8 protein-coding genes are annotated in these 6,208 nt (G+C 65.2%); 3 read left to right on the top strand and 5 right to left on the bottom strand.

Features of this window, described 5'->3' with window-relative positions; translation table 11 throughout:
* The coding region (locus A5652_RS17265) for a molybdopterin-binding protein (RefSeq protein WP_255361853.1) at positions 1-286 on the bottom strand (286 nt) is incomplete at its 3' end.
* A 37-nt stretch (positions 287-323) separates the two neighbouring features.
* Between A5652_RS17265 and A5652_RS17260 the strand changes: the two genes are divergently transcribed.
* Complete coding sequence (locus tag A5652_RS17260) at positions 324-818, top strand: macro domain-containing protein (protein ID WP_067353891.1); 495 nt, start codon at positions 324-326, stop codon at positions 816-818.
* Here the strand turns inward: A5652_RS17260 and A5652_RS17255 are convergent.
* Positions 815-1,120, bottom strand: a complete 306-nt coding sequence (locus tag A5652_RS17255) for an MTH1187 family thiamine-binding protein (protein WP_067353889.1) — start codon at positions 1,118-1,120, stop codon at positions 815-817. The genes A5652_RS17260 and A5652_RS17255 overlap by 4 nt on opposite strands.
* A 51-nt stretch (positions 1,121-1,171) precedes the next feature.
* On the opposite strand from A5652_RS17255, the gene dtd reads away from it, so the two are divergent.
* Complete coding sequence (dtd, locus tag A5652_RS17250; protein WP_067353885.1) at positions 1,172-1,603, top strand: D-aminoacyl-tRNA deacylase; 432 nt, start codon at positions 1,172-1,174, stop codon at positions 1,601-1,603.
* Between the two features lie 63 nt (positions 1,604-1,666).
* Complete coding sequence (locus tag A5652_RS17245; RefSeq protein WP_067353881.1) at positions 1,667-2,578, top strand: class I SAM-dependent methyltransferase; 912 nt, start codon at positions 1,667-1,669, stop codon at positions 2,576-2,578.
* Positions 2,579-2,582: 4 nt separating this feature from the next.
* On the opposite strand, the gene A5652_RS17240 is transcribed toward A5652_RS17245, so the two are convergent.
* The 3 genes from A5652_RS17240 to A5652_RS17230 form a co-directional block, all read right to left on the bottom strand.
* A complete protein-coding gene (locus A5652_RS17240; RefSeq protein WP_067353877.1) occupies positions 2,583-3,608 on the bottom strand; it encodes an alcohol dehydrogenase catalytic domain-containing protein in 1,026 nt (341 codons plus the stop codon).
* Between the two features lie 10 nt (positions 3,609-3,618).
* Positions 3,619-5,568 (bottom strand): NAD(P)/FAD-dependent oxidoreductase, encoded by a 1,950-nt coding sequence (locus tag A5652_RS17235; RefSeq protein ID WP_067353875.1) that lies wholly within the window; start codon positions 5,566-5,568, stop codon positions 3,619-3,621.
* Between the two features lie 106 nt (positions 5,569-5,674).
* A partial coding sequence (locus A5652_RS17230; RefSeq protein WP_156745395.1) for an HNH endonuclease signature motif containing protein occupies positions 5,675-6,208 on the bottom strand: 534 nt, incomplete at its 5' end.

Below are 6,208 nucleotides of genomic sequence, written 5' to 3'. Positions count from 1 at the left end.
GTTCGCAGAACCGGGCGACCACTTCGACGGTCATATCGTCGGCCGTCGGCCCCAGGCCGCCGCTGGTGACGATCAGGTCCACACCCTGATCGGCAAGAAACCGAAGCTGCGCTTCGATGTCCGCGGGCCGGTCGCCGCAGATGGTGATGTGGGCCAGCTCGACGCCCAGCTCCAGCAGGCGGTCGGCGATCCAGGGCCCATTCGCATCTTGGACCCGTCCGGTGAGGACTTCGGTTCCGGTGACAACGATTCCTGCGCGTGCGCTCACCGCCCCGAGCCTACGCATGGGTTCAGAGGACATTCATTCCGAGGACAATGAGCCCATGATCGAGTTAGAGGTACTTGAGGCCGATGTCACCAAGCTCGAACTCGACGCGATCACCAACGCGGCCAATACCCAGCTGCGCCACGGGGGCGGCGTCGCGGCGGCGATCGCGCGCGCGGGCGGGCCAGACGTGCAGCGGGAATCGACCGAGAAGGCACCGATCGGGCTTGGTGAGGCGGTCGAGACCACGGCCGGCGACATGCCGGCGCGCTACGTCATCCACGCCGCGACGATGGAACTTGGCGGCCCAACCTCCGCCGACATCATCGCCGCGGCCACGGCCTCGACGCTGCGCAAGGCCGACGAGCTCGGTTGCCGCTCGCTCGGGCTGGTGGCCTTCGGCACCGGTGTGGGCGGCTTTCCGCTTGACGAGGCGGCGCGGCTGATGGTCGACGCCGTCCGGCGGCACCAACCGGGTTCGCTGCGCAAGGTGGTGTTCGCCGTTCATGGTGATGCGGCCGCGGAGGCGTTTCGATCGGCGATGCGGGACTAACTCTCGGCGAGGTAGCGCTCGACGGTGGCGACCTTCTGCGTCATCGCGTCGCTGGTTCCGGCGCGCCAATCCGCCTTGATCACCGTGCTGACTCTGGGCGCGCGGGCTGCCACGGCCTCGACCGCGCGCTGCACCACGGCCATGACCTCCGCCCAGGTTTCGCCTTCGATCACGGTGAACATCGCATCCGTCTTATTGGGCAGCCCGGAATCGCGAACCACTCGAACCGCTTCGGCGACAATCTCGCCGACACCCTCACCCACCCCCATGGGGGTGACGGAAAACGCGACGAGGACAGACACCCAGTGAGCGTACCCAACCTCCACTAGGCCAATCTGGCACCATCGAGGCCCATGCGGGTGTTGGTGCAACGGGTCTCGTCGGCGACGGTCACGGTCGAGGGCACAGTGGTCGGGGCCATCCGCCCGATAGGCCAGGGCCTCGTGGCATTGGTCGGCGTCACCCATGGCGACGATCGCGAGAAGGCGCGGAAGCTCGCCGAGAAGCTCTGGCAGCTAAGGATTCTCGCCGATGAGCGCTCCGCGTCCGATGTCAATGCCCCCGTTCTGGTCATCAGTCAGTTCACGTTGTACGCCGACACCGCCAAGGGCCGCCGCCCATCATGGAATGCGGCCGCTCCGGGCGGGATCGCCGAGCCTCTGGTGGCGGAGTTCGCCGAGGCGTTGCGGCAACTCGGCGCCGAGGTGCAGGCCGGTGTGTTCGGTGCGAACATGCGGGTCGAATTGGTGAACGACGGTCCCGTAACGGTGCTTTTGGAGCTCTGAAACCGGCTCGGCGGGTACCTTGGAAACGCTGGCTTCAGGTCCGCGTCGACGGGAGGGACAACCATGAGCACGACACCCGAATTCGGGTCGCTCCGTTCCGACGACGACACCTGGGACATCGTCAGCGGCGTCGGATATACCGCGCTGCTGGTGGCGGGATGGCGTGCGCTGCATGCCATGAGCCCGCAGCCATTGGTGCGCGACGAATACGCGAAAGTCTTCATCGACGCATCGCGGGACCCGTATTTGGCCGGGGTGCTTGCCAATCCGGGTACCTCCGACGACGAGACGGCATTTCCCCGCCTGTACGGCGTTCAGACCCGGTTCTTCGACGACTTCTTCGACACCGCCGGTGCGGCGGGCATCCGGCAGGCGGTGATCGTCGCCGCCGGGCTCGATTCGCGCGCGTATCGGCTTCCATGGCCGGAAGGAACCAAAGTTTTCGAGCTTGATCTGCCGAAGGTCCTCGAATTCAAGACCCGGGTTCTCGCAGAACACGGTGCTACCCCCAAGGCCCGTCGGATCGAGGTCGCCGCCGATTTGCGCACCGACTGGTCGCGACCGTTGGAAGCGGCCGGTTTTGACGTGGAGAGTCCGAGTGCCTGGTCGGTGGAGGGGCTGCTGCCGTACCTGACCGACGAGGCACAGCATGCGCTCTTCACCCGAATCAGCGGGCTCAGCGCACCCGGCAGCCGGATCGCCATCGGTGCGCTGGGATCGCGACTCGATCACGACCAGCTCAATGCTCTGGAGACGAATCACCCGGGGGTCAATAAGTCGGGCAACGTGGACTTTTCGGCGCTGACCTATGAACCCCAGTCGGATCCGGCGGCGTGGCTCGCGGCCCATGCGTGGGCCGTCGAACCCGTGCGCAGCACGCTCGACCTGCAAGCCGGCTATGGCATGACCCCGCCGGAGGTCGATGCGAAGATCGACAGTTTCATGCGGTCGCAATACATCACGGGCACCAGATGACGGACTAGGGTTTCAGCAGAATCTTCACGTCGTCGCCGGTTCGCGACTCCGCCGTGGCGTAGCCCTTGGCCGCTTCGTCCAAAGGCATTTCGGTGGTGAAGATGCCGTCGACATCGAGGCGGCCCGACCGCAGGAGCGGAATCAATTCCGGCCAGGTGCGTTGCACCGGTGCCGTGGTGAATCGCATCGTCGTGCTGCGGATCAGGCAGCCCAGGGCGTTGAGGGGGAACGGATTCATGTCGTGCACCCCCACAACGGAGACGGTGCCGCCGGGCCGCACCGCGTTGAGCGCATCGGTCAGGGAGGCGTCCGTGGCGACGGCGTCGATCACCGCGTCGGCACCGCGGCCACCGGTGGCGGCGAGGATACCCTCGAGCGCCGGAGCTTTCAGGGGTGTCGCACCCCAGCGGGCGGCGCGATCCAGCCGCCCGTCAACCTGATCGACAGCGAAAACCGTTGCTGCGCCTTGGAACAGCGCGCTGCGCAGCGAGCACAGGCCAACCGCGCCCAGGCCGATCACCGCCACCGTGCCACCGAACGGAATATCAGCCCGCTGCGCCGCGGCCCAGCCGGTGGCCAGGTTGTCGGTGAGCAGCAGCGCCTGCTCGGTGCTGATACCCTCGGGCATCTTGCGCAGCTGGAAATCGGCCGCGGGCACCGCGAGCAGGTCGGCCTGCGCGCCGCCGAGCACACCGCCACCGAAGATCTGAAAGCCGGAGTGGCACATCACCGGATCGCGGGTCGCGCATCCGGCGCACGCGCCGCAGCCGGTCACCGATGACACCATGACCTGGTCGCCGACTTTGACGTCGCGCACCTCCGGACCGGCTTCGACCACGGTGCCAATGGCTTCGTGGCCGAGTGCGATCGGGTCGGGCATCGGAAAGTCGGCCTCGTAGAAGTGCAGGTCGGATCCGCAGATACCGGCTGCGGTCACCTCGACAATCGCCCCGTTGGGTCCGGGCAGGGTTGGATCAGGACGGGTGTCGACCCGGATGCTGCGGGGCCCATCGACGACTACGGTGCGCATATTGACGTGCTCACTTTCCGTGTTGCGCGTGATCTTTCGTTCGCACTACAAACCGTGACCAATCGGGCTCGCGCACCGCCGACCAGTATTCGTTGAGACGCCATGGGCTGACGGTGTGGATCTCTCCGTCGGCATTCTTGAAGTACGAGTGCTTGACGGCCGGATGCGACCACACCATCTTCTTGATCTGTGTCTGGGTCCGCCGGTGCCAATCGGTGGCGGCTTCCGGTTGGGGTTCGATGGAATGCACGTTGGTTTCGGCCAGTCGCGCCAGGCACTGGTCGACGTAGCGCATCTGCAGTTCGGACTGGAAAATGAGGCTGCCGCCGTGGGCCAGGTGTGTTCCCGGCCCGTAAACAATGAAGAAGTTGGGGAATTGCGGGACGGTGATCCCGAGGTAGGCATACGGCCTGCTCCCCCACATCTCATGCAGGTCGGTGCCGTTTCGCCCGGTGACTTTCAGCGGCCACAGCACGTCGGTGTGCCGAAACCCGGTGGCGTACACGATGATGTCGACGTCATGAGACACACCGTCAACGGTGACGATGCCCTGTGGCGTGATCTTCTCGATGGCCGTGCGCACCAAGTCGACATTGTCGCGCTGCAGCGTTTGTAGCCAGCTGCCGTTGTCCTGCAGCGTTCGTTTGCCGCATGCGGGATAGTCGGGCATCACCTTGGCCAACAGGTCGGCATCTTCGCTGACCTGGCTGGTGATCCATTGCGAAAACATCATGTGCGCGGCGGCATTGATGTCGCTGACGGCGTGATCCTGGTCGGCGTAGCCGGGGTCGCCTTCGGCGGCATCCAGACCTTTGTCCGAGCCGGGCCACAGCACCAGAAAGCGGTACCACCTCCCATAGAACGGAAGATGACGCATCGCCCAGCGCACACCGTCGGCGACCTCGTCGTGATACATCGGGTTGGGAAACATCCACTGCGCGGTCCGCTGGAACACGCTGAGGTGCTCGACCTCACCGGCGATCGCCGGAGCGATCTGGAAACCGCTGGCACCCGCGCCGACAAGCGCGACCCGTTTGCCTTTCAGGTCTACCGAGTGATCCCAGGCCGCTGAGTGAAATGACGGTCCCTGGAAGGTATCCGCTCCGTCAAAGCCGGGAAGGTTGGGACGGTTCAGCTGGCCGACCGCGGTGATGAGCGCACGTGCCTGCACGACCGTCATCTGGCCGTCGGCCGCGCGCAGCGAGATACTCCAGGTACCGTCATCGTCGTGCCATTCGGCCGCGAGAACCTCGGTCCGCCAACGCACGTGCTCAGCCAGGTCGTGTCTGTCGATGACCTTGGTGAAATAGTCCTGCAGCTCGTATTGCTCGGCGAAGAAGTGTGTCCAGTCATTGTTGGGTTCGAAGCTGTAGCAATAGAAATGGTTGGCCACATCCACCCGTGCCCCGGGATACGTGTTCTCCCACCAGGTTCCGCCGGGGCCCGCGTTCTTCTCCACAATGAGGAACGGAATGTTGGCCTGCTTGAGGCGGACCCCGGCGAGGATGCCGGATTCGCCACACCCGACAACCAAGACCGGAAGCTCAGCGGCGCGCTCGGCCGGCAACGCGGCAGGGCGCCGAGGATCGATGCCGTCAAGGTCGAGCTCTTCGGAAACCAGCGACAGATAGTCGTCCGGAACGTGCTCGCACGCCGCCCAATCCATCATCTCCCTGATGAGTTCGGGGCTCAGCGCCTGCGGTTCGGGGCAACCGCGGTCCCGATACTCGGCGATCACCGACACGGCTTCGCTGCGGGCCCGCGCCTTATCCTCCTCGGACATGAATCCCTGGACCTCGTTGAGGAAAATGCCCATCTGTTTGAAGTCGCGGATGAACCGTGGGTCGCTGGTGATATGGACGAGCGAGAGCAACAGCGTGGGGACGCTGACATCCTCTAGCGCGGCAGCGATCTCGGGCGTGGGTGTGGTGAAGGGATCGCCGGCGTAGCGGCTGCGCATCAAGCAGATCCTCTCGTTCGCTGAAAGCCAATTACGCTACGCATAGTTTCGTAATTGGCAGCACTACGCTACCTGCTGGCGCGGCAGCGGATCAAGGGATCCGGCGCTACGGGCCGTCGTCGTCTTCGTCCGCCAGTAGCTTTTCGGGGTGGTGGAAGGTGTTTGTGCGGGGTTGGCCGCGGTCGAGGTGTGCGGGTGGGATCCATTCGGTGTCGCCGTTGTGGCGTTGTCGGGTGGTCCAGCCGTTGTCGAGGAGGCGGTGGTGGGGGCCGCAGGTCAGGGTGAGTTGGTCGATGGCGGTGCGGTGGGTGTGTGCCCAGTCTGCGACGTGGTGGACTTCGCAGTAGTAGCCGGCGACGTCGCAGCCCGGGGCGGTGCAGCCGCGGTCTTTGGCGTGCAGGACAATGCGTTGGCCCGGTGAGGCCAGGCGTTTGGTGTGATAGAGCGCCAGCGCTTTGCCGTGGTCGAAGATGGCCAGGTAATGGTGGGCGTGTCGGGCCAGGCGGATGACGTCGGACATGGGTATTAGGGCGCCCCCGCCGGTGAGGCCTTTGCCGGCGGCGGCTTCGAGCTCGGCCAGTGTGGTGGTGACGATGATGGATGCCGGTAAGCCGTTGTGCTGACCGAGCTTTCCGCTGGC

This window comes from Mycobacterium sp. 1165178.9 (genome assembly GCF_001673555.1).
Taxonomy (GTDB): domain Bacteria; phylum Actinomycetota; class Actinomycetes; order Mycobacteriales; family Mycobacteriaceae; genus Mycobacterium.
This window is presented reverse-complemented; position numbering and strand designations above follow the sequence as displayed.